This is a genomic window from Thaumasiovibrio subtropicus (genome assembly GCF_019703835.1).
Taxonomy (GTDB): Bacteria; Pseudomonadota; Gammaproteobacteria; order Enterobacterales; family Vibrionaceae; genus Thaumasiovibrio; species Thaumasiovibrio subtropicus.
Genome location: NZ_AP023055.1, coordinates 1,057,254 through 1,082,517, shown reverse-complemented (window position 1 = coordinate 1,082,517; position 25,264 = coordinate 1,057,254). Strand labels below are relative to the sequence as shown.

Sequence of the window (25,264 nt, the reverse complement as noted above, 5' to 3'; positions counted from 1 at the left end):
GCATCGCCGTAATTAACAGCCAACTGAGAAGGCTGGCAATAATAGCAAGGTGGGGGTTCTGATAGCGCATGGGTTGGTATCTAGCGGTGTGTAAGCGCTGGAATATAACGGCAATGTTACGAATTGTCACTCGTAAGTGTTGATTTTGTTAAATTAGTGCCGTTTTAAGGGTGCGAGATCTAGCGATTGGCGCCCCGATTTTTGTGTTAAAGGTGTTTGAAAGGGAAATCCATTCCTTCACACCTTTGCCTTGGACTCTTTACCTTGACTTCGACGCGCTAGGCCGCTTCTGAATCCTGCATCTTGAGGTGGTTTGAGTGTAAGTCTGTTTAAGTCGCTAGCGTATCTGCTCAGTATTGCCGTTGACAAATACTGAGCATCAAACCGACAAGGAAGATGTTTATGCAGCGCGTAAAACGTCAGTGAGGATGAGGTCAATGGCTCTTTGATGGTCATCTGTGACACCTGCAACTCGGGAGTACTTTGGTGCTAGACGATCATTTTCGATAGGGTGGTGCCAACCTTTGGTGGTCGAAATGAACTGGCGCGCGAACGTCTCCGACACATCGAGACAACCTGAAAGTACCGTATCGATGTAACTTTGTGCGATGGGTATGTGTATGCAGGGCGGGGTCACATCCTCATTGATGTACATCCAAACCGCGCGCGCAGGGTCGATTTCACCTTCCAATAAGTTCAACTTTTGTTGTGGTACTTCAATGCGGATATAGCCACGCTCGCGTTTGTCAAAATCATCTATCGTTTCTTTATCGATATCGATGACAACGGCATTGAAACCGCCAGTACCGGGCGTGACGGCAAGTGGGGACAAGGTATAAGAGTCATCGATTTTGCTCCAATGACGGTCAAAGCCAGTCACAAATACGGGGTGGCACTGACCGGTTTGTTGCGTCAGTTGCCTTGAATGTCGATTGATTAAGCTGCCATAGCCAATCAAATACATGTTAACGCCTGCCTAGTCGAACGGTTTAACTCAATATTACAGATGACCTGCGATATGCCTGCGGAATCATCGTAAGTCGTTGATAGAATCATTTCTAGAACCATTACCATATCTAACAATAATTTGTTCGGCAAAGTATTTGTAAAGCTGATATAACATCTAGGTACGGTGCTTGTTGTCATTCTCGCTTAGCTTGGCGTGATGGTATTAAGTGACTAAAGGATATCTAAATGGCTGACAGGACAATGAAGCAATCGTTATTGCATGTCGCTATCGTGGTTCAGGACTATGATGAAGCGATCGACTTTTATGTTAATAAACTCAAGTTTGACTTAGTCGAAGATGTATACCAACCTGAGCAAGATAAACGCTGGGTGACGGTGTCACCGCCCGGCTCTGATGGTGCAGCCCTCTTGTTGGCTAAAGCCTCCAAGCCTGAACAGCTTGATGCCATTGGCAATCAGTCTGGAGGACGTGTTTTCCTTTTCTTGCAAACGGATGACTTTTGGCGCGACTATGACAACATGGTCAAACAAGACATTCAGTTTGTTCGCCCCCCGCAAGAGGCCGAATATGGCACCGTTGCCGTGTTTGAAGATCTCTATGGTAACTTGTGGGATCTCATCCAACTCAAGGATGACCACCCGATGTTAAATAGGTCATAACACCCAGTGACGGATAGTCTGGCTCGCTTGGTTGTTTACTGGGGCTCGTGAACGAGAAAATAACGATAGAGTGCAGCCAGTGATTTTGAGTCATTGAGTGTGCCATCAACAGACCAGCGCTTTAATGTAGGTATGTCGACTTCGATAACTTCGATAAACTCATCCTCATCACTTGTTGCCTCTGTATGAGTAAGTTGTTGAGCGACGTAGATTTCTAACATCTCATCACAAAATCCGGGAGCGGCATAGAGAGAGCCCAGCGTATGCCACTGTGCGGCGCTATATCCCGTCTCCTCTGGAAGTTCTCTTTTAGCGCATTGGTAAAAGGATTCGTTTTCATCGACTGTGCCGGCAGGGAGTTCGAGTATCCAATCATTGAACGCCGCTCGAAACTGTTTCAGCAGTAATACATTACCTTGCTCAGTCAGTGCGATAATGACCACTGCGCCGGGATGACGTAGCGTTGTCTGCGAACGTGTTTTTCCGTCAGGGAAGACGAGCGATTCTTCAACGAGCTCAAATGATTTCCATCGATGGTGTACCTTGCTCACAATGATTCTCCGTTCAGTCAATGAGATGAGTATGTTAAAAGCGTGCAGAACAAATGTCGACGGTACGTGTTTTTACTGAAGCAATAAAGTGTCATTTGGGTGAGATAGCGCCATTTTTCAATTTGTTGCGACAGTTCGAAAGCAAAAGCGGACGTTCTAAGATTAAAATCGCCGCGGTATGGCTTCTGTCAGGGCTAGGGATGTGCTATCCTCGCGCGCCCGAACAGAAGAATCTGTCGGCTTATTCTGTTTTTTGCATCCCCTATTTAGCTGGAGCGTCATTTTGCAATTTAAAGATCTTGGTTTAGACAATCGTTTATTGAAGAAAGTGGATCATCTTGGTTTCAAAGCCGCGACTGATGTGCAAGCGCAAGCTGTGCCTGTCGGTATTGCGGGTAAGGATCTGCTGGCCTCTTCAAAAACGGGGTCGGGCAAAACGCTGGCGTTTCTGCTACCAGCGATGCAGCGTATGTATCGCTCCAAGCCTTTTACACGACGCGACCCTCGCGTTTTGATTTTGACGCCGACACGTGAGCTGGCAAAACAAGTGTATGGACAACTGAAGCTGCTTATTGCGGGCACGCCCTATGACGCGAGCTTGATTTTAGGTGGAGAGAACTTCAATGACCAAGTGAAAGTTTTTCGCAATAAAGACCCGATGTTTGTCATTGCGACACCGGGACGCTTGGCGGATCACCTAGAGCATCGCAGTGTGAGTCTTGATGGCTTAGAGATGCTGATCTTAGATGAAGCTGACCGTATGTTGGACCTAGGTTTTGAGGCCCAGTTGCAGCGCATTAATGCGGCAGCTAATCATCGCCGTCGTCAAACCATGATGTTCTCAGCGACATTGGATCACCAGCAAGTGAATGATATTGCGGGTGATATGCTCAATTCGCCAAAGCAAATTGCGATCGGCTTCTCCAATGAAGAGCATAAAGATATCGAGCAAAACTTCTTACTGTGTGACCATTTAGATCATAAAGAAGCTTTGCTTGATCATATTCTTGAAAATGAAGACCATCAGCAGGTGATTATCTTTACCGCTACACGGAGTGACACCGACCGTTTAACCGAGAAACTCAATGCAGCGAAACGTAAAGCAGTGGCACTGAGCGGCAGTATGAACCAAACGGCTCGAAACAACATCATGAGTCAGTTTGAGCGCCATGTTCATAAGATTCTCGTTACAACCGACGTCGCTTCTCGCGGATTGGATATAGCAACCGTCTCGCATGTGATTAACTTTGATATGCCCAAACATGCTGAAGAGTACGTTCATCGCGTGGGTCGTACAGGCCGAGCAGGCAACAAAGGTAAGGCATTCTCATTGGTTGGACCTAAAGATTGGCAAAGCTTCAAGAACGTTGAAGCCTTCTTAGAGCAGGAAATGACCTTTGTGACGATTGATGGCCTCGAAGGTAAGTTCAAAGGCCTTAAACCTAAACCGAAGAAGAACCTTAAGCCTAAGTCGAAGAAACCAGCAGCCAAACCATCAACGCCAAAGAAAGCGAAGAAGCCACAGGTGAAAAAAGCAGATAAGAGTTTTTACTCGAATGTCGCTGTGGGTGATAACGTCTTCATGCCTAAGAAGAAAAAACGGACTCCTGACGCTGAGTAACGTTCGATTGAACGAGAGATAAGCTCGCCAAATTTGGCGGGCTTTTTTGTGCCAAAGCGATTGTTTTTGCTCTGTATTGTTTTCGCCTTTGGCTTGACAGCAACCCTTTGAAACCAACGTTGCGTAGTTTTCAAAAAAAATTGCGAGAGACTTCTAGCCAATTGTAAACATATTTGGCTAAGCGGTTGTTTCGACGATATCTTTGATGCGAATAGGTACTGAGGAACGGTAAAAGTATGAAAGGTATTATGCACTTCGGTGCGCTGATGTTATTACTTGGCTCGTCGGCGGCACACAGTTATGAGTTTAGTGTTGGCGTTAGACTCGGCGGTGTTCAGCAAAAAGCGAGCTCTCCAGTGCGCTCAATGAAAGATTGGGCATTTGGCTACGGTGTGGAGTCTACTTTTATTGTTCCGGTTGGGAGCAAGTTCGCGTTGGGTGCTAACGTTACCGCGGAGATCTACAACACGGAGTTCAAAGACTACCGCGTTGAGTATGATAATCGCTTGTTCACGGGCAGTTTGATGGCGGGCTACCGTTTTGATCACCTTGGTGAGTATCAAGCGGACAATGCCTTGCTCTACGTCAAGGCCGGTTTTGCAAACTGGGATCGTGAGTACAAAGACACGTTTGCCGCGTCAATCAAAGCCAACGATACTACGCCAATTTATGGTATCGGCTATCGCTATACCAACACTAAAAACTTCTATACTGGCATCGAAGTGCTCTACTTCGAAATGGATTCTGGCTTAACTGGCCGCGGTGGTGTGAATGATTACGGTCAGGTTGACAATACCATGGCGATGATCTCAGCAGGTTACCGTTTCTAACGATTTTAATCGTCGGAATTCAATCTTAACGAATTCCGACGTTTTTCTTTACTCGCCTGCCACCAGCACCCTTAATATTGGATAAGAAACAGTCTGCTTCGACGATGATACATTGACTGTTTTTATTGACATATTAATCGACATTCTCCGTGTTCATGACCATACTATGTAAAAACATAGGGAGTGGTTATGTTTTTCTGTCGAATAATTGTTTTAATTTTGTTTCTATCGCCTCTCCAAGGGCACGCAAAAACGAATGTGCTGTTTATCAATCCCGGGTTGCCAGAAGAGAGTTTTTGGGGGAGCGTGGATGGTTACATCTCAGAAGCGGCCAAGCAGCTCGACATCAAACTAGAGATTTACCATGCCCGCCGCGATCATATTAACGCGATTGATTTCTTAACACGTCGCCTGACGGTAACCCCCCTTCCAGACTACATTGTTTTAGTGAACGAGAAAGGCATCGGTGCCAAGATGCTTGATACCGTTCGCGGCTTTCCTATTTTCGTTACTTTCGTGCTCAATGACCTGAGTGAGATAGATAAACGACAAGCTTATAAAGATGCACATTGGCAAACTTTCCTTTTACCCGGTCTTTTTCCCGATAATGAGTATATTGGGCGAGAAACTGCAGCCGCGTTGTTTGAGGCGGGGGGGGAAGTACCCGCGGAGGTTGCTGTGATCTCTGGCGATAAAACGACACCCGCCTCACAACAGCGTGAACTGGGTGCGATGACCTTTATACAACACAATATCGAGATGGCATTCACCCAGCGTGTTTTCGGTCATTGGCGAGAAGAGAATGCCTATCGTCAATCAAAAGCCTTGATAGCGCGCTATGGCGAGCTGCGTTATGTCTGGACAGCCAACGATCACATGGCATTCGGCGTGCAGCAAGCGGCGGTTGATATGGGATTAGTCGTGGGAGAAGATATCTTCATTAGTACTGTGAATACCTCGAAACGAGTGCTGTTAGAGCTGAAAGCGGGAAAAATAGCCGCGTTAGGTGGTGGACATTTTGTTGCCCCAGGCTTAGTTTTGACAAAAATCTCCAAGCATGTCGATCAAGGCTACTGGTCAAAAACTGACAGGTTGCCGCTGTTTGAAATCATAGAGCCAAACTCCGAATTGCATGCCATTCTGTTAAGTGAAGAGTGGCAGCGAATTGATTTCCCTCATTTGGATGTTGAAGCCGTGCCGTTTTCAGCATTTAAGCAAGCGGAGTAGCGTATGGTATTGGGTTCACAGTCCATCAAGCGTCGTTTAACCATCTATATTCTTGTCTGTAGCGCCCTTTTCACCGCGATTACTATCGCGGTGCAGTTTGTCGTTGAGTACCACCGAGAAACGGAAGCGATTGAAGGTCAGCTTGATAATCATGTGAACTCAACGAAAGGCCCCTTAGCAGAAGCGCTTTGGGATCTCGACTTTGAGCAGATGCAAGCCCTGCTTGAAGGCCTACATACTGTGCCCTTTGTCTGTAACATTGAACTACAAGGCAAAGATGGTACCCACTTTTTACTGACAGATGAACATGGGGTGGGGCCAGAGCGGATAAAGTACCCGCTTTATTACAACTCTCGCGAGCTGGGCTATGTGAGTATCGCGATTGATCATAATGAAATCAAAGACAAGATGGTTGAAAAACTACTCATTGTCGGTGTGACTAACTTCATAAAGACAGTGGTACTGTTGCTGTTTATTTTCTTTCTCGTCTCACGGGTGGTAACCAGTCCTTTGACGCGTCTTTTTGAAAGTGTGTCGACGATTGCGGGCGGGTCTTTACGCAAGGTTAAAGTGCCTAGAGAACTGCTTGAAAAGAACGATGAGATTGGCATTCTCGCCGGTTCGGTGATTGACTTACAACAGCAAGCGCGTGATGCGTTTGCTAAGCAGCTGTGGGTACAAAGGGAACTTCGATTTCACCAAAGCCGACTGCAGCGCACAGTGAGAGAGCGAACGGAAGAACTGCAGCGCCAATCTAAAGTGAATAAAATTCTGGCCGAAATGTCCCTCGACATCATCACTCATGATAGTAAGCAAGCGGACCGTATTGTGTGTGACGCGATTGCGCCATTAGGAGGCTATCTCAATGTTGATCGCATCAGCCTGGTAGAATTCGATGACCAGTTTGCGCGCTATCGGCATTCTTGGCGAGCAGATGGAACGGATAACCCACTAGAAGAAGGTTACGATGTGAGTCGGTTGGCCTTTTTAAAGCGTCGTTTACTCTCGATGGAACCCATTGTTATTAATGATATTCGTGATCTTGAGGAGATAGCCCCCGAGGAGTACCAGTTACTCGAATCACAGCACATCGCATCGATAGCGGCTTTTCCGTTGATTGATGGCACCAAGGTGTTTGGCCTCTTAACCGCCGTGCATGTTTATGAGCCTCAAGCTTGGGAAGAAGACGTCATTTCCATTTTAACTCGCTTTGCTTCTGCCGTAAGTGAACTGCATATTCACGAGAAAAACCGCCAAGCCATGAGTCATCTTCAAGATGAGTTGATTGAAGCCAATGAACGTTTGCAAGTGATCGCTGAAACCGATGAGTTGACGGGCTTGGTAAACCGTCGTCCGTTCAAACGCGAGTTAGAAGTCGCACTTTATGCCCATGGTAATCAACCGCAGCTTATCTCTCTGTTGATGATCGATATTGACCACTTTAAACGATACAACGATATCTATGGTCATGTGCAAGGTGATATTGCGCTACGATATGTCGCGCGTACCTTGTCTCAAGTGTTGAGTCCAAATGGTCATATGGTCGCGCGGATTGGTGGGGAGGAGTTCGCTGCTATCTTGACGGATTTGACGCGAGAAGAGGTCGCATTGCTTGGTCAGCGTCTATGTGATGATGTCGTCGAGCTAGGGATTCCCCACCAAGGTAGTCGGGAACACAAAGTGTTATCGGTGAGTATTGGTGCGGTCATCATTGAAGTTGGGCTTGGCGACGCCCCATCAGTGAGTGAAGTGATGGAGTTGGCCGACGGTGCGTTATACCGAGCCAAGCATGAAGGTCGAAATAAACTTGTCGTGGATGACCAGTCTCAAGACACTAACTTTGCCCCCGAGACAATGCAATAACCCGTATCAGAATCTGTTTGAGTAAAACAGGGATCTCTGTGTTCGCCCTCTCTTCGGTATATTTCATAATGGCTAGGGCGACGTCCGGTTTGGCGTGATGCTTGAGCGCTTTACTGATCACCCGTCTTTCTGTCATCGGGGTTTGCTGAGACACGTTCGCAAGCTCATGAAAAAGCGGCGCATAGCCTTGGTGGTAGAGATAATGCTCCATGTCTTGATTCGGCAGGATGGTAACACGCTGTTTCTCAGCGAGTCCATTGAGAAAACGTAGGCCGGTTTGTGCGTACTTCTTCCCCGCAGGATCGCCATCTGTGACAAGGTGCCACTCGATACCTAATTTGTTTGCTGTTTTGAGCAAGGATTTTAATCCACTTTGTGCAAAATCGATAAGCTGTATGCCTTCGCTGGCAAGGTCAAAACCGAGTAACTTTGCGAGTTCTGAAAACAACCATATTTCAGTTTCCCCTTCTACTAATAACCAGACTCTTGCAAAAAACGCATTGGGGCGGTGGTACCGAACATGAAAAGTCACGCGACGCAGTTCATCATCAGAGAGTAAATCTGACTCGATAGCAAAGACGCGGGTTTTGTTTTGTGCTCTCTGTAAGCGGCGAATTGCATCTAAAGGGGTCGCGCCAAGTAGCTCAGCACTGTTGGTGGTGATTATTTTTTGGATAGGCAGCGGCGCAAAAAAGGCCCATGCTTGATGAAGTAAGGTTGGGTGTAAGCGCCCTTCCGGATCTTCAAGTACTAAGAGGGGGCGAGACAGTCGTTTGAGTGCCACGGCCCCTCGCGCGCGAATAAAGGCATTCAACAAACTAATGAGTAGTAGCTTTTGTGACTTATTCAGGTGTCTTTGATTCAGCATCGATAAGGGTGAGTGATTGTCTTGGCGGATGTGACGACCACGTTTGTGTGCACGATTGTGGGGCGCGAATGCAAAGTAGTGCTCGACAAGAGATTGCAGGGCATGAATGCTACTTTTGAGCTCACCAGCGTTAACGTGACCTGGCTGGGTAAGCAACCGACGTGTGGTATTGTTTAGTCGTTTGGTCAGGCGTTGCTGAATGGGATTTTGTTCTTTGCCGTTGCCGTTGCCGTTGCTGAAAGGTGAGGTGAGATCTTCACTCAGGTCAAGATTGCGAAGTCGTCGGGCATCTCGAATACGTACCAGTGGATGTAGAACTCTAAACTGTGCGAGTAATCGCTTGATGTCCAGACAAATCAGCTCATTGCCTTGATTATCTAGCATGGCGTAATGGGTAACGACTTTTCCTTCCTTTTGGTGTGCACTGAGAGAAAAATACAGCGCTTGGTATTGCTCATTATTGGTTTGCCAGTATGAGCGAAACGCTCGATAGCGATGAATCAATCGCTCTTCCAAGTAATCCTCTTGCCACACCATCACAATGTATAACGTCGAAGCCGCAGTTTGCTTATGTGTATGGTCGACAAAGAAATCTTTTTGGCGACATTGGTAGTGATCAAGATGCGGCGAAAGAAACAGGTCGAGTGCATCGAGTAGGGATGATTTCCCCCACGCGTTTTCACCAATTAAAACGGTGAGTTCGTCAAAGCTCAATGAGAGGCGTTGTACACCACGAAAGTTAGCAATTTCGATACGCTTTAGATGCATAGACTGGCTTTAGGCTACTTTTTATTCTGCTTAGTATTATTTTAGCTGATCTTAACTTAATGTTTTCAATCGCATTTCACACATCAAGCCTTGGTGCCGTTGGGGTAATGAGTTTCCTGTATGAAAAGGCATGCCCGAGCATAAGTACTGTCAATAGTGTTAGCTTCGGAAATAAGTGTATGTAATTCGTATCTCAACTCTATGTGATATGTGCCAAGGTATGTTGTGAGTAATTGATACAGATAATATTAAACTGTGATCAAACCCCTTGTTTTGATATCATTTTGACTAAAAGGGGATTAAGAAATGACGAAGGCTACACCTTTAACACTCCGTCTTGCACATATCAACGACTTACACTCTCACTTTGAACCCAGTGCGCTAACGCTTGAACTTGCTGGCCAACAGCAAGCTATCCAATGTGGTGGTATTGGATTGGTCTCAAGTGCGTTAGAAAAGCAGCGCCAACGTGCTGAACAAGATCAAACACCTTTCCTTTTCCTTGATGCGGGAGATTCTTTCCAAGGTAGCCTTTACTTTTCTCTCTATAAAGGTGAAGTGAATGCGGTATTGCAAAACATTCTCGCTGCAGATGCGACTGTGCTTGGTAATCATGAGTTTGATCTTGGTAATGACTATGCGCTTCGTTACATCAATGCGTTGACGCACCCTGTAATGGCATCAAACTGGGATGTCTCTTCTTTGGCGCGCAAACCCCACCATCTCAAAAGCTTCGACGTGCAAGCGCAGTGCGGCGAGTATATTGTCAGAGAATTTAATGGTCATCGCGTCGCGATTATGGGTATTACCTTGGACAATATGGCGGATATTGCCCATCCGTCAGAAAAGACGCCCTTTCTCGATGTAGAGAAGGCGCTGAATGCGATGATATCGGATGCGCACCGACAAAATATCTTCAATATTATCGTGTTGAGTCATCTCGGTTATCCACGTGATTTGGACCTAGCCAAGCGTGTTTCAGGCATCTCTGTGCTCATTGGCGGACATACACATACCTGGCAGGGTGACTTCAGTACCGTTGGTTTAGAGAATAGTGAGCCATACGGACGCCGTGTTGCGGACACCTTGGTGTTTCAAGCAAGTTGTAATGGCTATACCTTAGGCGTTGCAGAACTGTCGTTCAATGAAAGGGGAGTGGCAACACTCATTCAAGGCCAAAACACTTTGCTGGTTGATGAAAAATCCATCAATGAGGCGCAGCAGAGCCAGTTGCAGACGCTTAGCTGTGTTGCGCTTTTACAAGAAGACCCGAGAGTAACAACGGCTTTATCGCCTTATCGTTGTGCGGTAGATGCGTTAATGAATCAAAATATCGCCAAAGCGCAAACATTACTTCGCCATATCCGAGTACCGACTGAGACCTTGTCGAGTGAAGTCGCGCCCATTGTTTGTGACGCCTTTGTGTGGCAAGCGAATGAGCGAGGTTTAAAAGTGGATTGTGCCATTCACAACGCGGGTGGCGTGCGCGTCGATGTGGCAGAGGGTGACCTCTCTGCGGGCGAAGTTGCCGGAAGACTCTTGCCGTTCGCGATTGATGTTGTCAGATTTGAAGTGAAGGGAAAGATACTTAAAGCCGCGCTAGAAGGTGCGATAAACAATGCTATTAACCGAGATGAGATAGGAAGCGGTGATGGTAGTTACCCCTATACATCCCACCTAAGATACCAGTATCAACGTTCTAAGCAAAAAGGTCAGCGAATCGTCAATCTCGCCTTGTATCGCAATGCGGAATGGCAACCCATTGATGATGAAGGCCTTTATTGGGTAGCAAGCTCTAGCTATACCGCATTAGGTAAAGAAGGCTATGAGGCGTTTCTCGGCGCCTGTAGTAAACCTGAGTCTATTGGCGTGACAATGGCGGATGCCTTCATCGCGTATGCGCAACAGCAAAGCGTGTTGAGCGCTCCAACAGAGCAACTCGTGGAGCTCATCGCGTAGCGTCAAAAATATGATACTTTTTTGGCAAAGTTCTTGCTTTTGATAATGGTAAATGAGTAAAGCGATACAGCTAACTGATTTGCTTTCGATATCTCATTGTTATCAAAATTGGTGATTTATTGCTCAATTAATTTCAGAGCGTGCCGATACTGTTATTAGGTGGCAGGAAGGGGGTCACATGTACAAACGAGATTGGTTAGACGTGGTCATGGTCATTGCTTGGATTAGCGCATGGGGTGGGCTGGTATATTTCGTCCCTGCCGCAGGTATCTAATCGCTACGAACGGCGTCTTTTAGTAGAGACGGCGGTCAGTGAGTAAGCGTAAAACACGTTGGTTGACCTAAGCTGGGTAAGAAAGAGTGAAGCATTGTCTTCACTCTTTTTTTATGCCTGACGTTTGACGATAACAGCCTAACGGATTAATGACGGACGTAAGCTAAAGTATTAAGACGAACGCTCATCCCAATAACGCTTTAATCGTCTCACCACCAAAGGCTGCAAGTAGATAGGCACCTGCAAAGCACCAACCAATGGCAGGTATTCACTGCCTAAAAAACTCCCTGCAACAGTCCATGTGAGCAAGACGTTGCGGTTACCTGACGTAATTGCCGCAGCGAGAGCCGCTTCTTTCCCTTGATGCCAAAATGCTGCGAGAGCAATAATGAAAAAGCCACAGCAAATCAGGGCACCTAAGAGGAGTAACTGCAATGCGTATTGAGGATTCGTATTGAACGTTTCTCTAAACGGGCCAATGAGACCAAGCGGAAAGCTAAAGACTAAAACAATAGTGACTTGAGCGAGTTTGCCATGGGCACGTTGTAAAGTTGTACGTGGGACAAAGCGATACAATAGGACAGAAATGAGCATGGGTAGAACGATGAATATAACTAATCGTTTTATATAGCTCACCATATCCAAAGAAAACGTCTCTGATTGCAAGAAAACAAGGTTTAGATAGATGACTACTGGCATTAAAAGTGTTGTGGCAATGGTGGTCGCCATACAAGGTAGTGGATCGAGGCCAACAGAGCGTGCAATTGCCGGCGTGGCGAACAAGGAGCCTGTTGCCCCTACTGCACTTAACGCGAGTATTAAATCCGAGGAAAGGGCGAAGAGATGACCCAAAGCGACCAGTAGTAAGGTTAGCGCGACATTATGAAGGAGGGCAAAGGCCCAAGTCTGCTTTGACTTCAAGTGTTGGATAACAAGCTTTTGCTCCATACCAGCAAGTGTGAAAAGCATGAGGGTAAAAAGAATCGCAGGTAAGAAGGGGAACAAACTTGCGGACAGATTGGGAAAAATAAAACCAACCACAGCAGCAACAACCAATAGCCATGTGCTATTTTTTGCTAAAAACGCGAGCATAAAAAACCTAACTTGTTAAAGGAATGTATCATGATAAATGAGCGGGGTGAGTTTGTGAATATCCATTCAAAAAAGTAGGGCGAAAAGCAGAAATTTAGTTACCTCACTCGCATTGAAAAACCATTTAGACGTGAACAAGTTTTTAACATGTTTTCGCATTAGTTTTTTTAATCTTTTTGGGCATTTTTTGTCAGTGTTGCACACTGTTCAGATTGGATAATATTACCCCATAAATTGAATGACAAAGTTAGGGGCATCCTATGGCACAAGTAGCAAACTTCGAAAACACACACACTGCTGCGTCAGTGGAGCAAAAAGCCTACGCGTTAACATTCAAAGGATTGATTCGTCACGCTTGGGACATTTTGTTCGTGCGCGAAAAAGCCACTATATACGCATCTGATCTACCGGAGCACTTGCGTAAAGATATTGGCTTATAAATCTGAATAGAAAGACCTGCAAATAGGGTGCGCCCGTCGCCTTCTCATGGCATGATGTGCGCTTGTTTCGCAAGGAGATAAGTTTGTGGGTTTTTTATCCAAACTATTCGGAAAGTCTTCGCCGGTTGAAGAAGCAAAGCCAGCAGTGGAAGCCGTTGAATATAATGGCTTTCAAATCTACCCTCAGGCAATCAAAGAGGGTGGTCAGTACCGCATTGCTGGGCGTATTTGCAAAGTGATCGATGGTGAAGTTAAAACACATACGTTTATTCGTTCTGATCTCTTGGGATCGGAGCAGGATGCGAATGAGTTTATGCTTAAAAAAGCGCAAATGTTTGTTGATCAAACTGGCGACAAAATGTTTTCTTAGAAGGAGCTCAGGCTCCTTTTTCTTTTCTCAGCACGAGCTTTCTACTTGTGCTTGTCTGTATCCTCTCGTTTTGTTCAGCTGTGTGGTTTTAATCCGAACATATCCCGCGGTGATTAGGGCTGATGTATTGCTTTGTCATATATGTGGCAATGGATAATCAATAAATTCCCTTCAGGCATTTTCTGTCTCTCTTCTTAGTCAACTGGCGAAAAAATGAATAAAATTTAAACGTTTGTGTCGCATGTCACAACGTTGCCAGCTATGCTGACTTTAAGATAAAAACGGAAAATGGTTGGTGGGGTGGTATTAGTCTGATGGTGTCTTTGTTTTACGTTTGAAAAGGTAATTTAACAACAAAGCATCAAGTCAATCTTGAAGTATGACGATGACTAATGAGGTACTCCCTATATTACATTGCACATACTAAGGATGGACAATGCAGATAGGTATACCGAAAGAGAGCCTTGCGGGAGAAAACCGTGTCGCTGCAACACCCAAAACGGTTTCTCAATTAGTGAAATTTGGCTTTGATGTTGCTGTCGAGAAAGGCGCAGGTGAAGCCGCGAGTTTCGAAGACAAAGCCTTCCAAGAAGCTGGCGCTCAGCTCGTCTCTGAAACTGATGTTTGGTCCTCAGACATCATCTTTAAAGTCAACGCACCGCAAGCTGTAGAAGCGTGCAATGAAATCGACAAATTGCAAGAAGGTGCAACGCTAGTCAGTTTTATTTGGCCCGCGTTAAACCCTGAGTTGATGGACAAGTTGACCGCTAAGAACATAAACGTGCTAGCGATGGATGCGGTGCCGCGTATTTCAAGAGCGCAGGCATTAGATGCGTTGAGTTCAATGGCAAACATTGCAGGGTATCGTGCTGTGGTCGAAGCGGCGCATCATTTTGGCCGCTTCTTTACTGGGCAAATTACTGCCGCGGGTAAAGTGCCACCCGCAAAAGTGCTGGTGGCCGGTGCGGGTGTGGCTGGGTTGGCTGCAATTGGTGCCGCGGGGAGCCTTGGAGCCATCGTGAGAGCATTTGATGTTCGCCCCGAAGTAAAAGAGCAAGTCGAGAGCATGGGCGCTGAGTTTCTTCAGGTCGATGTGCAAGAAAATACCGGTAGTGGCGATGGATATGCGAAAGAGATGTCTGAAACCTATAATTTGGCCGCTGAGCAGTTGTATGCAGCGCAAGCTAAAGAGGTGGATATCATCATTACTACTGCGCTTATTCCGGGTAAGCCAGCACCTAAATTAATTACTAAAGAGATGGTCGATAGCATGGCTTCAGGCAGTGTGATTGTCGATCTCGCTGCTGCGAATGGGGGCAACTGTGCCTACACCGAAGCGGATAAAGTGATTACAACCGCGAACGGGGTGACGATCATTGGCTATACCGATATGGTGTCGCGCCTGCCTGCTCAATCTTCACAGCTTTATGGTACGAACTTGGTTAACCTCATCAAACTTCTCTGCGAAGAGAAAGATGGCCAGATAGCCATAGATTTTGACGATGAAGTGTTACGTGGCTTGACCGTTGTTAAAGAGGGAGAGCTTACTTGGCCAGCGCCTCCCATTAAAGTGTCTGCGCAGCCGCAAGCTCAGCCCAAAGCTGCGGCTCCTGTTGTTGAGAAAGAGGCACCGCCATCCTCGCCAGGAAAGCGTTTTGCCTACCTCGGTGTCGCAGCTCTCATTTTCGGTTGGATAGCGCACTATTCTCCGCCGGAGTTTCTCACCCATTTCACGGTATTTGTCTTGTCATGTGTGGTGGGTTACTACGTCGTTTGGAATGTCACCCATGCATTGCACACACCTCTAATGTCGGTAACGAATGCCATCTCCGGCATTATCATTGTTGGGGCACTGTTGCAGATTGGCCAAGGCCATGGATTTGTGAGTGTCATGGCGTACATTGCGATACTGATTGCGAGCATCAATATCTTTGGTGGCTTTACCGTGACTAAGCGAATGCTGGAAATGTTCCGCAAAGACAAATAACAAGGAGAGTGTTATGTCTGCAGGTGTTGTGCAAGCAGCGTATTTGATTGCTGCTGTTCTATTTATTCTCAGTTTAGCCGGCCTCTCTAAGCAAGAATCGGCGAGAATGGGGAACTATTATGGTATTGCCGGGATGGGCATCGCCTTGGTGGCAACCATCTTTGGCCCATATTCTGAGAGCACGTGGCTTATTTTATCGGCAATGGTAGTAGGTGGGGCTATTGGTATCCACTATGCTAAGAAAGTTGAAATGACTGAGATGCCCGAACTGGTGGCGATGCTGCATAGTTTCGTGGGTCTTGCCGCGGTATTGGTGGGTTTTAATACCTATCTTCATCACGGTGAATTGTCAGGCGCTATGTTGAATATCCACTTGGTGGAGATCTTTTTAGGTGTCTTTATTGGTGCGGTGACTTTTACCGGATCCTTGGTGGCTTTCGGTAAATTGCGGGGCCTCGTATCGAGTAAGCCGTTGACATTGCCTCACCGACACAAAATGAATTTTGCTGCTTTGGTGGTGTCCTTTTTGCTTTTATACATCTTTGTACACGTGGAAGGTTCCGGCTTTATTCTCTTCGTGGTTATGATTATCGCTCTCGCGTTTGGTTATCATCTGGTGGCATCGATCGGTGGTGCTGATATGCCGGTGGTGGTTTCTATGCTTAACTCTTATTCAGGTTGGGCAGCGGCAGCGGCGGGTTTCATGTTGGCAAACAATCTTTTGATCGTCACTGGTGCCCTCGTCGGCTCATCGGGTGCGATTCTGTCTTACATCATGTGTAAAGCGATGAACCGCTCGTTTATCTCTGTCATCGCGGGTGGGTTTGGTAGTGATGGCACGGTAGCGAGTGATGATGATGTACAAGGTGAACACCAAGAGTCGAGCGCAGAGGATGTTGCTGAGCTCCTCAAAGACGCGACCAGTGTCATCATTACGCCGGGATACGGTATGGCCGTCGCTCAAGCTCAGTACCCAGTCCATGAGATTACCGAAAAGCTCCGTAAACGGGGTGTGGAAGTGCGGTTTGGTATTCACCCAGTCGCCGGGCGTTTACCGGGGCACATGAATGTTCTGTTGGCTGAGGCTAAAGTGCCGTATGACATTGTCTTGGAAATGGATGAGATCAATGAGGATTTTTCAGACACCGATGTTGTCCTCGTCATTGGTGCTAATGATACCGTTAACCCAGCCGCGATGGAGGACCCCAATAGTCCAATCGCTGGGATGCCCGTACTTGAAGTCTGGAACGCGAAACAGGTTGTGGTCTTTAAGCGCTCGATGAATACGGGGTATGCGGGCGTTCAGAATCCACTTTTCTTCAAGGAAAACACCAGTATGTTGTTTGGGGACGCCAAGGAGAGTTGTTTGGCAATCTCTTCCCATATATAGCAAAGTCATTATGCGACAAAGAGGCCAAATACTGGCCTCTTTTTATTGTTATTAGTGACACTGTCACCAGTGCTTCGCTGGCGTTAAATCGACGCAAAAGGATGTCTGACTGCGGCGCAGCGGTTGGCTGTAACGGGTTGATTCTTCACATCCCCCTGACATTGGTGTTGAGGTTAGTGTTATTATCAGCGCCATGAAGTTGATTGTACTCCTAATATCATTATTTAGCGCTCAAGCTCTAGCACTGACAGTGCCAGAGCGTTTGTCGTTGCTAAAAGATGATTTTGCAGTCGAGCACAACATTGCTGAAGTGGATTTTCGACAGTTCCAGTTAAACTATCCTGAAGTCTTGTTGCTGCCAGAATATCAACTCCCGCAGACTGCTCAGTATCCTGTTGATCAACTTCAACGCCTCTATCGTAATGCGCAGCTTTGTAAAGGCCCATGGCCCGTCAATCCACTGTTAACACAGCCAGTTGTTTTTACTCGGGCGGTATGTAATAAAACAGTGTTACCGGTTGGTTGGTTCGCCCGTGCTGACTATATTCACCCTGGTGGTGGTTCGTATGCACGTCGCTATGTCGCCCTTTTTCCAGAGCGCTACGATGAGTTGATCGCTTTTTATCACATATCTGAGCGTGCAGTCGCCGAAGAGAACAGCGAGCTTTTTCGTCTGCAGCACATGTCAGAATCAGCACTTCGTGCATTAATCGCCGGTGCGGATTTTCTAATCGCGGGCGAAGAGCTTTGGGTTCGGCATCAAGATGTTTACCGTGTTTATGACCGGGCTATCTGGTCGCGGACTCTCGATCGGCATGACATTAGCTTTAACTTAGTATCAGATGTCCAGTATTGTGTGACGCACACAGGCAACATCTGTTGGCAGAGCATTGAACAGTCAAAACTGCCTTATTATTTAGCAATTGGATTAGTTGTCTTCAACCTATTATTTGTGATGGGGTGGGGCTTTCATCGTTGGAAGTCACATCAAAAAATCCTCGCAGAACGAATGTTAGTATTGCAGATACTGACACATGAGTTGAGAACACCTATCGCAAGTTTGGGTCTTACTGTCGAGGGCTTTCGCCGTCAATTCGATTCGTTACCTGAAAATGTATATGATGAATTTCGACGTTTATGTGAGGACTCGCGCCGTCTAAAGCAACTCGCTGAAGCCAGTAAAGACTACTTGCAGTCGACACAAGGGCAGTTAAGCGTCGAACATGTGCCGTCGTTTAATGAATGGGTAGAATTTGTTTGCGAACCCTTTGATGTGACATTGTCACTTCCTGACGATCAGGCAGTTGATATTAATGTGTATTGGCTAGCAACGTGTGTCAGTAATTTGCTAGCAAATGGACAGAAGTACGGTGTAGCGCCCTTAACGCTCTCGGCTTCAATTTCCAGAGGACGGTTAGTAATGCGAATTTGCGACCAAGGGCCTTTAACGGCCAAAGATTGGGCGCGAATTCGTAAGCCTTTTGTCAGTGAACGTGGTTTAGGCTTAGGGCTGACAATTGTAGAATCAATGATTAAACGTATGGGGGGCAAACTCAGTTTGGAAGGCCCGCCAACGACTTTTGTAGTGGAGATACCTTGTGAGTCAAACACTTCTGCTAGTCGAAGATGACAGCAACTTAGCCGTAGGTCTATTAGCCGTATTACGAGATGCGGGCTATCAATGCTTACACGCTGATTGTGCGACTGCGGTAGCGCCTTTATGGTCACAAGCAGACATGGTGATATTAGACCGACAATTGCCAGAAGGCGATTCCCTCGACTTTTTGCATGCTTGGCAAGCAGAAAAAGCATTGCCAGTCATCGTTTTAACCGCGATGGTCTCTGTTGATGATCGGGTTAAAGGCTTGGATTCTGGCGCGAACGACTACCTGACCAAGCCGTTTGCAGAGCAAGAGCTGCTCGCGCGTATCCGCTCCCAATTGCGCCAACATGATGTTGCCCCTCCGGTGAACAGTAACTTGTTAGTGGTGGAGCCCGTCGCGATTAACACCGAGACGCGAGATGTACTGGTTGGTGACGAAAGTATTACGTTAACCCGCACTGAATTTGACCTGCTCTACTTTTTGGCTAAGCACGAAGGGCGTGTGTTTACACGTGATGAGCTACTTGATCATGTGTGGGGGTACAACCATTATCCGACAACGCGTACCGTCGATACCCATATTTTGCAGCTTCGTCAAAAGATTGAGGGGATAAATATTGAGACCTTACGGGGTGTTGGCTATCGGATGAAAGCGGCATCGTAGTTTTCTGATGAAAGGCTACTTACTCGCGGCGGCCGTTGTCGCTATACCCGTTCATGCCGAGTGGTTTGCTGGCAAAGACCCGTTGACGCGCGCGCATCAGTTGCTTTTACAAGGTGAAGTGTCGACGAGCTTTGAGCAAATGGTACAAATCTGGCAACAACAGCCGGAAACGCTGGTGGCCGATAACTTAACCGAGTTGTTGAGTGCCTCAATTGGCTTAGACTGTGGCCGAGTCTTAACGGCGCACACGTTACCTGAATGGTTATCTGAGCTGGCGGTGCAGCGCGAAGCCGTGCAGCATGTTAACCAATTAAATTACAGTGTCACTGTTCAGGGGGCTGCATCGGTTAATTCACTTGCGATTGAGCTTCAACGATGGCCAGATGAGGTTATCGTGAGTGGCCGGACGGCAGTCTCTCGCAGTGGTAAGTTTAAGATTAGTTTTCATCATTTGTCTGAAACTTTGCCTCGAGGTCTCTATCGGCTAGCAGTGAATAGTGCCAATAAAGGTGAATGGTCTCAGTGGCTGATTTTAGGTGAAGCCCCTAAAGTTCAGCGGATTAGTTGGGTTGATACTTATCAATGGCGAATTGAAAACAATAAGCTCCCTTTAAAAGCCTGTCCCGCCCCCATGTTAGAGCAAGCCGTTTTCCCGATCGATCGCCTTTATCAGCAGGTCGTCTGGGAACAAAAAGATCAAGGCAAATTACCGCGGATTTTCGACCCAGATGATACAAAACTCAAGCCCGGTCAGTATTGGTTGAGTGTTGGCCTTGTCGACTCGCGCTGGCAAGGTGATGTGAAAGTCCAAGAGGTGCAACGTTTGATTAAACCCACTGAAGTTCACCCGCCTGCAACCATCATAGAAGTGACCAATCTAGCATTTTGACACCTAATGTGTTGATGTTGTTATCATATTGTAATCATTGCATCTATATTATGTCTGAATAACATAATTAATGTGGTGGTGATTCTAATGAAGACTCAGTTGATGGTATTGGGATGTGGGTTGTTCGCTGCCTCAGCAGCAGCAACCGATTCTCGAACTTTTGGTATGGCGGAAGCGGGAGTGGCGACAGCAGATTATTTGAGTGCACCATTTTATAACCCGGCTTTGGTCAGTGTGGTGTCTCGTCGTGATGATGTGGGTATTTTGGTGCCTGCCATTACACTCCAAGTGTCTGACAGTGATCAGTTTCTCGATGATGTCGATGATTTCTCTGATGCCGTAGATGCAGCGGATAATACTGCAGCTGTTGCTGTTCTTAGAGAAGTAGATGGCAAGACACTGAATGCCAAAGTCAATATTGGTGTCGCAGTCGCAATGCCGAAGACCATTATCCCGACCAACTTTTTTATTCACAATTATACCGATGTCATTGGTATTCCGAATGTCTCTTCTGCGGACTTAGCTGGATTTGACCCAACTAATGTGCGCTCTTCTGCCACCATATTAGCCGTTAACGTTATGGATGTTGGCATGGCAATGGCGAAACCTGTATCGATTGGTGGACGCTCTTATTTAGTGGGTTTTGCACCTAAGTTTCAGCGCGTAACGACTTATAACTTTACCGACAGCCTCGATGATTTTGATCCTCAAGATTTTGATGACCCGCAGTACGAAACCGAAGAGACAACCTTCAATGTAGACTTCGGTGTTGCCTATGTTGAAGGACCTTATCGAATGGGATTTGCGATAAAGAACTTAATTCCGAATGACTATGAAACTGCTGCAACAAACCCCGCGTTCACAGAGCTGAATGGCCGCAAATTCACTTACAAAATTGAACCTCGTTTGACGACGGGTTTTGGTTTTGTCTCTAAGTTTTATACCTTGGGTGTTGATGTTGATCTTATGAAGTCAAAGCGTTTTGCGAGTGATCTTTTTGAAGCAGAAACGCAGTTCGCGAGTGTTGGTATGGAGTTTGATGCATTTCGTCAGGCGCAAGTGCGAGCGGGTGTAAAACATGATTTGCAAGGCAATATTGATACCGTGTTTACTGCCGGACTTGGATTATCGCCATTTGGAATCGTTAATTTTGACTTAGGTGCGTCCTACGGTGGTAAAGGGAAATATGGTGGTTCGATGCAATTAGCACTGATGTTTTAGTCACTTTATTGGGTCAGCGTGATAGTTTTATCAATGAGATGTTAGAAATTACTTTAATTTCAAAAACTTGATGGTTTGTCAAAAATCTGAAACCTCATAGAGTAAGTCGCTTGAGTCTCAGAAGCTTTCGACATAAACTAGTCCCCATTGATATTGGGGGTAGTATGTCTGATCCAAGTTTGACGCATGAAGAGCAACAAGAAGCGGCTGAACGTATCCATGCCTTAATGGCGCAAGGTATGAGCAGTGGTGAAGCTATCATGAAAGTTGCGAACGAAATTCGTCAACAAAAGAAAGATACTGAATAAGTATTGCGAACCCTGAGGTGTGAGCCTTGGGGTTTTCTTTAGGTTGCTTTGTCTGTTTGAGTGTGCATGGAAGGCCGTTAAAATGAACAATCGTTACCTTAGAGCCAGAACATTAGCTCGTTCCCGTCATCTCGGTCAGCGTTATGGTGATCGACCTTACAGTTATCATCTCGACAGTGTCGCGGATCTTGCTCAGCCATTTGGTTCCGACGCGATGATCGTCGCACAGCTTCATGATTTGCTTGAAGACACCGAAACCTCTGTCGACGAAATTGCCGCAGAGTTTGGTTTTACGATTGCCGATGCGGTGATGTACCTCACCGATTCCTCTGAGATAACACGAAGTGTCCGTAAAGAGGAAGCGAACTCCCGCTTACGAAACCTCACCGTCTTTGAAGAGTCAGCTCGACTCGCTTTGATTGTAAAAGCGTGTGATCGATTAGCGAATGTGCGAGCGAGTAAAATGTTTTCGACCAAGCACTTAACTCGTTATCGTGAAGAGCATGGTGCGTTTAGAAATGCGTGTTACAGAAAGGGTCTATGTGAGGCGATTTGGTGGGAACTGGACAACCTGATCGAACCTAAAGGTTACGCCTAGACTGTGTTACTGTTGCGATTGTTCCGATAGAGTAGGCGATAAAAAAGCTTGGTCATTTGACCAAGCTTTTTTGTTCTTGAGTGAAATTTTACTCATTGTCTAAATCGTAGACGGTCGGAATAGGTTGGCGCTTATGTTGAGTCACTGTGTAGATATGCACTAAACGATCAGTGACACTTTGATCAACCTCTTTTCCTTCAAGGAAATCATCTATTTGGTCATAGGTAAGGTTGAGTGCCGCTTCATCGGCTTTTTGAGGATCCAGTTCTTCTAGATCAGCAGTGGGGACCTTTTTCACCAGTTGTTCTGGCGCACCGAGGTAGTCTGCTAATTGGCGTACTTGGCGTTTATTTAGACCAAATAAAGGCGCTAAGTCACATGCACCGTCGCCGTATTTTGTGTAGAAACCGGTGATGTTCTCAGCGCTGTGATCAGTACCAATAACCAATCCGCCTGTCATGCCAGCAACTTCATATTGTGCGACCATTCTAGCGCGGGCTTTGACATTACCTTTGACAAAATCAATGGCAGCTTTGTCAGTGGCCTTATCTTCCACTGTCTTTAGAGCATCAAGCGTTGCAGTATGAATACCATCAACACCAGATTGGATGTTGATACTAATAGCATGACTTGGTTGAATAAACTGAAGCGCAAGTTGTGCTTCGTCTTCATCTTTTTGCACACCATAAGGTAGACGAACAGCAATAAACTGATACTGGATTTCTTGTTGTGATTGATTAAGTTCATTTACCGCAATCTGCGCTAAACGTCCGCAAGTGGTGGAGTCAACACCGCCACTGATGCCGAGTACCAATGTGCGGCAGTGTGCATTGGTAAGCATCTGCTTGATGAAATTGACACGGCGAGATACTTCGTAAGCTGGGTCAATCGTGGGGAGAACGCGCATCTCTTCGAGGATGAGTTTTTCCATGTCAGTTGATTCCTAGTAAACATTGAGATTTTTTACGATCATGGCGTAACCAGCGATGATGATCAATGTGAATCGTACTAAAAAAAACGTAAAATTATCGGCAAATTGATGGAGTTAACTGACTGTGAAGAAAATTGCGATTTTTGGTAGTGCATTCAACCCACCGACGAAAGGCCATTTGTCTGTCGTTTCTCGATTAACGCATTTTGATGAGGTATGGATGATGCCGAGTTTTGCGCATGCTTGGGGGAAAAGTATGGCACCCTTTGAATTGCGTTGTGAATGGGTTCGCGTATTTATTGAAGACAGTGGTCTTTCTAACCTTGTTTTGCGAACGGATGAGCAAAACTTTGCTAAAGGCGGGGAGGCAGTGACAACTTACGCGGTGTTGTCCGCATTTTCGGCGAAATTTGACGATCATGAGTTTACATTTGTGGTGGGACCAGATAATTTTCTCAACTTCAGTAAGTTTCATCGTAGTGATGATATCTTGGCTAAGTGGAGTGTGTTAGCATGCCCGCAGACTGTCGACATTCGCAGTACGTATGTTCGTAACGCGGTACTTGAAGGCAATAATGTTTCTCATTGGTTGACACCAGGAGTTGAACATTGCTTAGAGGCCGTTCGAGATGAACTGAGTGAAATATGGAAATGAGTCTAGCGATCAACACGGCTTATCGGTTTCAAGGAAGAAGAAACTGAAAGTGTGATTTTGTTGCTGAAGTAAAGGTGTCGCGATTTAATGAATTCAATGCTTCGTTTTGTGATTGGTTGCGTTTCGATCACGTGTTTAACTTTCCACGCATGGGCCTCACCTTCGTTATGTAACCAAGCACCATTTCACACGGATGAAGAAGCGTGTGTTTTCGATTACACCGGTGAATATAGCGGTTTTGTTGCCGACCAAGTGGGTTTTTGGGACAGTTGGATAACAGAGAGTCCATTTTATGCCAGCACACTTGATGACGGTACTCACTATGGGTTTAGCCTGTATCTTCCGGAAGACGCCCATGATATCGAGCAGTTTAGCTCGGATGAGATCAAAAATTGGATCCGACAGCATGGTATTACGATGAGTTTAGGACTCGGTCCACAACAGAAAGGGCGGCCAAGATTTCGTATTGACTATCGCTGGCAACAAGAAGAGGAAGGCAATGTTATGATTCAAATGCAGTTGCCTCTCCACTGATAAATTACTCGCCTTCGATCGAAGGCGATAACCAAAACTACCAGTCTTCGCCGAGCAATAATTGTGAACGATTGATAAGCTGTTGTATATCAAGCCCTAACTGCTCTGCGATCACTTCCATTTTCTTACCCGAACGCTTCATTTTTACCGCTTCAGCTAGATGTAAACATTGTGAAACCAGCTCGATATCATTAGGTGCCAATGCATCGAAAACCTTTTTGTGACCGTGTAACACTTTGCTATTATCGAGTGTCATTGAGTGTTTGGTCTGCGTAGCGACGCGCAGTTCACTCAGAAGTTGATGGAGAGTGTTGAGGAGGTGACGCGATAGTTCTTCACTCGGTTGGTTGCGCAATTCGTCCAGTATCGGAGTCAGCAGTGGGTGATGCATTAATCCCGCTTGCGGACTAAAACTGTGCTGAGACCTCACCGATATTTGAATCGCTTGCCATTCTGTATGAGGAAGAATAAGTAAGCTTTGTAAGCAGTCTTGGTTAATCCAGAAATGCTGGCCCGCCGCGACGTAATGAGTCAATTTGCCAAGGCGAACCAGAATAGCACCAGTGACTGGAGCGACGAGATGATTGTATTGTGCTTTTTTTCTGCCGGTGACGATCAGATGATTCGAAGTGTTGAAATGATGTTCTATAGTATGTTGCATAGTGTCGGTGTCTTATTCGTCTGATTTTAGCCAAAGTGACAGAATGGCTAGTTTGTGCGTTTATTTGCAAACGGTCAAATAAATCTGCTGACTTCCTGCGCAATTGGAACCCGATTTGCTTGAGTTTACCGTCATGTCTAACCCTAAGAGATGGCATGCGATAACCGTCGTATTTCCCTCAGTGTCCTTGTCAGGTCATTGTGGTATCTAAGATGAGAAACAGAGTGCATTTTAATTATCTGGTATGACCTCCAACCAATCAGATTGGGTGAAATGAATACTGAATCATCTTGGCTTACTGCGTAAAATAGCGCCATCTAAGTAGTTTGAA

General features: G+C 46.2%; 24 protein-coding genes. 18 read left to right on the top strand and 6 right to left on the bottom strand.

Translation table 11 applies throughout. The features are described 5' to 3' along the window. Positions 1-400: 400 nt before the first annotated feature. Positions 401-964 (bottom strand): gamma-glutamylcyclotransferase family protein, encoded by a 564-nt coding sequence (locus tag TSUB_RS21270; protein WP_087022518.1) that lies wholly within the window; start codon positions 962-964, stop codon positions 401-403. A gap of 245 nt (positions 965-1,209) precedes the next feature. Here TSUB_RS21270 and TSUB_RS21265 point away from each other — a divergent pair, with 245 nt between their 5' ends. Continuing rightward, complete coding sequence (locus tag TSUB_RS21265; RefSeq protein WP_087022590.1) at positions 1,210-1,629, top strand: VOC family protein; 420 nt, start codon at positions 1,210-1,212, stop codon at positions 1,627-1,629. A gap of 35 nt (positions 1,630-1,664) precedes the next feature. Here the strand turns inward: TSUB_RS21265 and TSUB_RS21260 are convergent, their stop codons facing one another. Continuing rightward, positions 1,665-2,180, bottom strand: coding sequence for an NUDIX hydrolase (locus TSUB_RS21260; protein WP_246616473.1), 516 nt, complete (start codon positions 2,178-2,180; stop codon positions 1,665-1,667). Positions 2,181-2,463: 283 nt separating this feature from the next. Between TSUB_RS21260 and TSUB_RS21255 the strand changes: the two genes are divergently transcribed. The 4 genes from TSUB_RS21255 to TSUB_RS21240 all read left to right on the top strand — a co-directional run bounded on the left by TSUB_RS21255 (position 2,464) and on the right by TSUB_RS21240 (position 7,721). Beyond that, complete coding sequence (locus TSUB_RS21255; protein WP_087022521.1) at positions 2,464-3,801, top strand: DEAD/DEAH box helicase; 1,338 nt, start codon at positions 2,464-2,466, stop codon at positions 3,799-3,801. Between the two features lie 236 nt (positions 3,802-4,037). Further along, on the top strand, positions 4,038-4,631 hold the full coding sequence (locus tag TSUB_RS21250; protein ID WP_087022523.1) for an outer membrane beta-barrel protein: 594 nt from the start codon (positions 4,038-4,040) through the stop codon (positions 4,629-4,631). A gap of 189 nt (positions 4,632-4,820) precedes the next feature. Beyond that, entirely contained in the window at positions 4,821-5,858 is a 1,038-nt protein-coding gene (locus TSUB_RS21245; protein ID WP_087022525.1) for an ABC transporter substrate-binding protein, read from the top strand. Positions 5,859-5,861: 3 nt separating this feature from the next. Beyond that, positions 5,862-7,721 (top strand): sensor domain-containing diguanylate cyclase, encoded by a 1,860-nt coding sequence (locus TSUB_RS21240; RefSeq protein WP_087022527.1) that lies wholly within the window; start codon positions 5,862-5,864, stop codon positions 7,719-7,721. On the opposite strand, the gene TSUB_RS21235 is transcribed toward TSUB_RS21240, so the two are convergent. Further along, positions 7,693-9,357 carry a DUF2813 domain-containing protein gene (locus TSUB_RS21235; protein ID WP_087022529.1) on the bottom strand — a complete coding sequence of 555 codons (1,665 nt, stop codon included), beginning with the start codon at positions 9,355-9,357 and terminating at the stop codon, positions 7,693-7,695. The genes TSUB_RS21240 and TSUB_RS21235 overlap by 29 nt on opposite strands. A gap of 306 nt (positions 9,358-9,663) precedes the next feature. On the opposite strand from TSUB_RS21235, the gene TSUB_RS21230 reads away from it, so the two are divergent. Further along, on the top strand, positions 9,664-11,316 hold the full coding sequence (locus tag TSUB_RS21230; RefSeq protein ID WP_087022532.1) for a bifunctional metallophosphatase/5'-nucleotidase: 1,653 nt from the start codon (positions 9,664-9,666) through the stop codon (positions 11,314-11,316). A gap of 445 nt (positions 11,317-11,761) precedes the next feature. On the opposite strand, the gene TSUB_RS21225 is transcribed toward TSUB_RS21230, so the two are convergent. Further along, positions 11,762-12,682: a hypothetical protein gene (locus TSUB_RS21225; protein ID WP_192867854.1), complete on the bottom strand. Its 921-nt coding sequence runs from the start codon at positions 12,680-12,682 to the stop codon at positions 11,762-11,764. 260 nt (positions 12,683-12,942) lie between these two features. Between TSUB_RS21225 and TSUB_RS21220 the strand changes: the two genes are divergently transcribed. The 10 genes from TSUB_RS21220 (at position 12,943) to TSUB_RS21175 (ending at position 22,152) form a co-directional block, all read left to right on the top strand. Then, entirely contained in the window at positions 12,943-13,122 is a 180-nt protein-coding gene (locus tag TSUB_RS21220) for a hypothetical protein (RefSeq protein WP_087022535.1), read from the top strand. 85 nt (positions 13,123-13,207) lie between these two features. Continuing rightward, positions 13,208-13,492 (top strand): HlyU family transcriptional regulator, encoded by a 285-nt coding sequence (locus tag TSUB_RS21215; RefSeq protein WP_087022539.1) that lies wholly within the window; start codon positions 13,208-13,210, stop codon positions 13,490-13,492. A gap of 436 nt (positions 13,493-13,928) precedes the next feature. Then, positions 13,929-15,479 (top strand): Re/Si-specific NAD(P)(+) transhydrogenase subunit alpha, encoded by a 1,551-nt coding sequence (pntA, locus tag TSUB_RS21210; RefSeq protein ID WP_087022542.1) that lies wholly within the window; start codon positions 13,929-13,931, stop codon positions 15,477-15,479. A 13-nt stretch (positions 15,480-15,492) separates the two neighbouring features. Continuing rightward, positions 15,493-16,869, top strand: coding sequence for a Re/Si-specific NAD(P)(+) transhydrogenase subunit beta (pntB, locus tag TSUB_RS21205; protein ID WP_087022545.1), 1,377 nt, complete (start codon positions 15,493-15,495; stop codon positions 16,867-16,869). A 193-nt stretch (positions 16,870-17,062) separates the two neighbouring features. Continuing rightward, positions 17,063-18,499, top strand: coding sequence for an ATP-binding protein (locus tag TSUB_RS21200; RefSeq protein WP_087022548.1), 1,437 nt, complete (start codon positions 17,063-17,065; stop codon positions 18,497-18,499). Further along, positions 18,468-19,136, top strand: coding sequence for a response regulator transcription factor (locus TSUB_RS21195; protein ID WP_087022552.1), 669 nt, complete (start codon positions 18,468-18,470; stop codon positions 19,134-19,136). Before TSUB_RS21200 ends, TSUB_RS21195 begins: the two co-directional genes overlap by 32 nt. Before the next feature lie 7 nt (positions 19,137-19,143). Next, positions 19,144-20,025: a DUF2861 family protein gene (locus TSUB_RS21190; protein WP_087022555.1), complete on the top strand. Its 882-nt coding sequence runs from the start codon at positions 19,144-19,146 to the stop codon at positions 20,023-20,025. An 87-nt stretch (positions 20,026-20,112) separates the two neighbouring features. After that, positions 20,113-21,246 carry a conjugal transfer protein TraF gene (locus TSUB_RS21185; protein ID WP_087022558.1) on the top strand — a complete coding sequence of 378 codons (1,134 nt, stop codon included), beginning with the start codon at positions 20,113-20,115 and terminating at the stop codon, positions 21,244-21,246. A 164-nt stretch (positions 21,247-21,410) separates the two neighbouring features. Then, entirely contained in the window at positions 21,411-21,554 is a 144-nt protein-coding gene (locus tag TSUB_RS21180; RefSeq protein WP_087022561.1) for a YoaH family protein, read from the top strand. A gap of 82 nt (positions 21,555-21,636) precedes the next feature. Then, the gene (locus TSUB_RS21175; protein WP_087022564.1) at positions 21,637-22,152 is read left to right on the top strand and encodes an HD domain-containing protein; all 516 of its coding nucleotides are present in this window, start codon (positions 21,637-21,639) and stop codon (positions 22,150-22,152) included. A gap of 88 nt (positions 22,153-22,240) precedes the next feature. On the opposite strand, the gene nadE is transcribed toward TSUB_RS21175, so the two are convergent. Beyond that, on the bottom strand, positions 22,241-23,083 hold the full coding sequence (gene nadE, locus TSUB_RS21170; protein ID WP_087022566.1) for an ammonia-dependent NAD(+) synthetase: 843 nt from the start codon (positions 23,081-23,083) through the stop codon (positions 22,241-22,243). A gap of 124 nt (positions 23,084-23,207) precedes the next feature. Here nadE and TSUB_RS21165 point away from each other — a divergent pair, with 124 nt between their 5' ends. Beyond that, positions 23,208-23,738 carry a nicotinate-nicotinamide nucleotide adenylyltransferase gene (locus tag TSUB_RS21165; RefSeq protein ID WP_246616472.1) on the top strand — a complete coding sequence of 177 codons (531 nt, stop codon included), beginning with the start codon at positions 23,208-23,210 and terminating at the stop codon, positions 23,736-23,738. A gap of 87 nt (positions 23,739-23,825) precedes the next feature. Beyond that, positions 23,826-24,272, top strand: a complete 447-nt coding sequence (locus tag TSUB_RS21160; protein WP_159064934.1) for a hypothetical protein — start codon at positions 23,826-23,828, stop codon at positions 24,270-24,272. Positions 24,273-24,309: 37 nt separating this feature from the next. Here the strand turns inward: TSUB_RS21160 and TSUB_RS21155 are convergent, their stop codons facing one another. Further along, entirely contained in the window at positions 24,310-24,933 is a 624-nt protein-coding gene (locus TSUB_RS21155) for a hypothetical protein (RefSeq protein ID WP_087022574.1), read from the bottom strand. Positions 24,934-25,264: the final 331 nt, after the last annotated feature.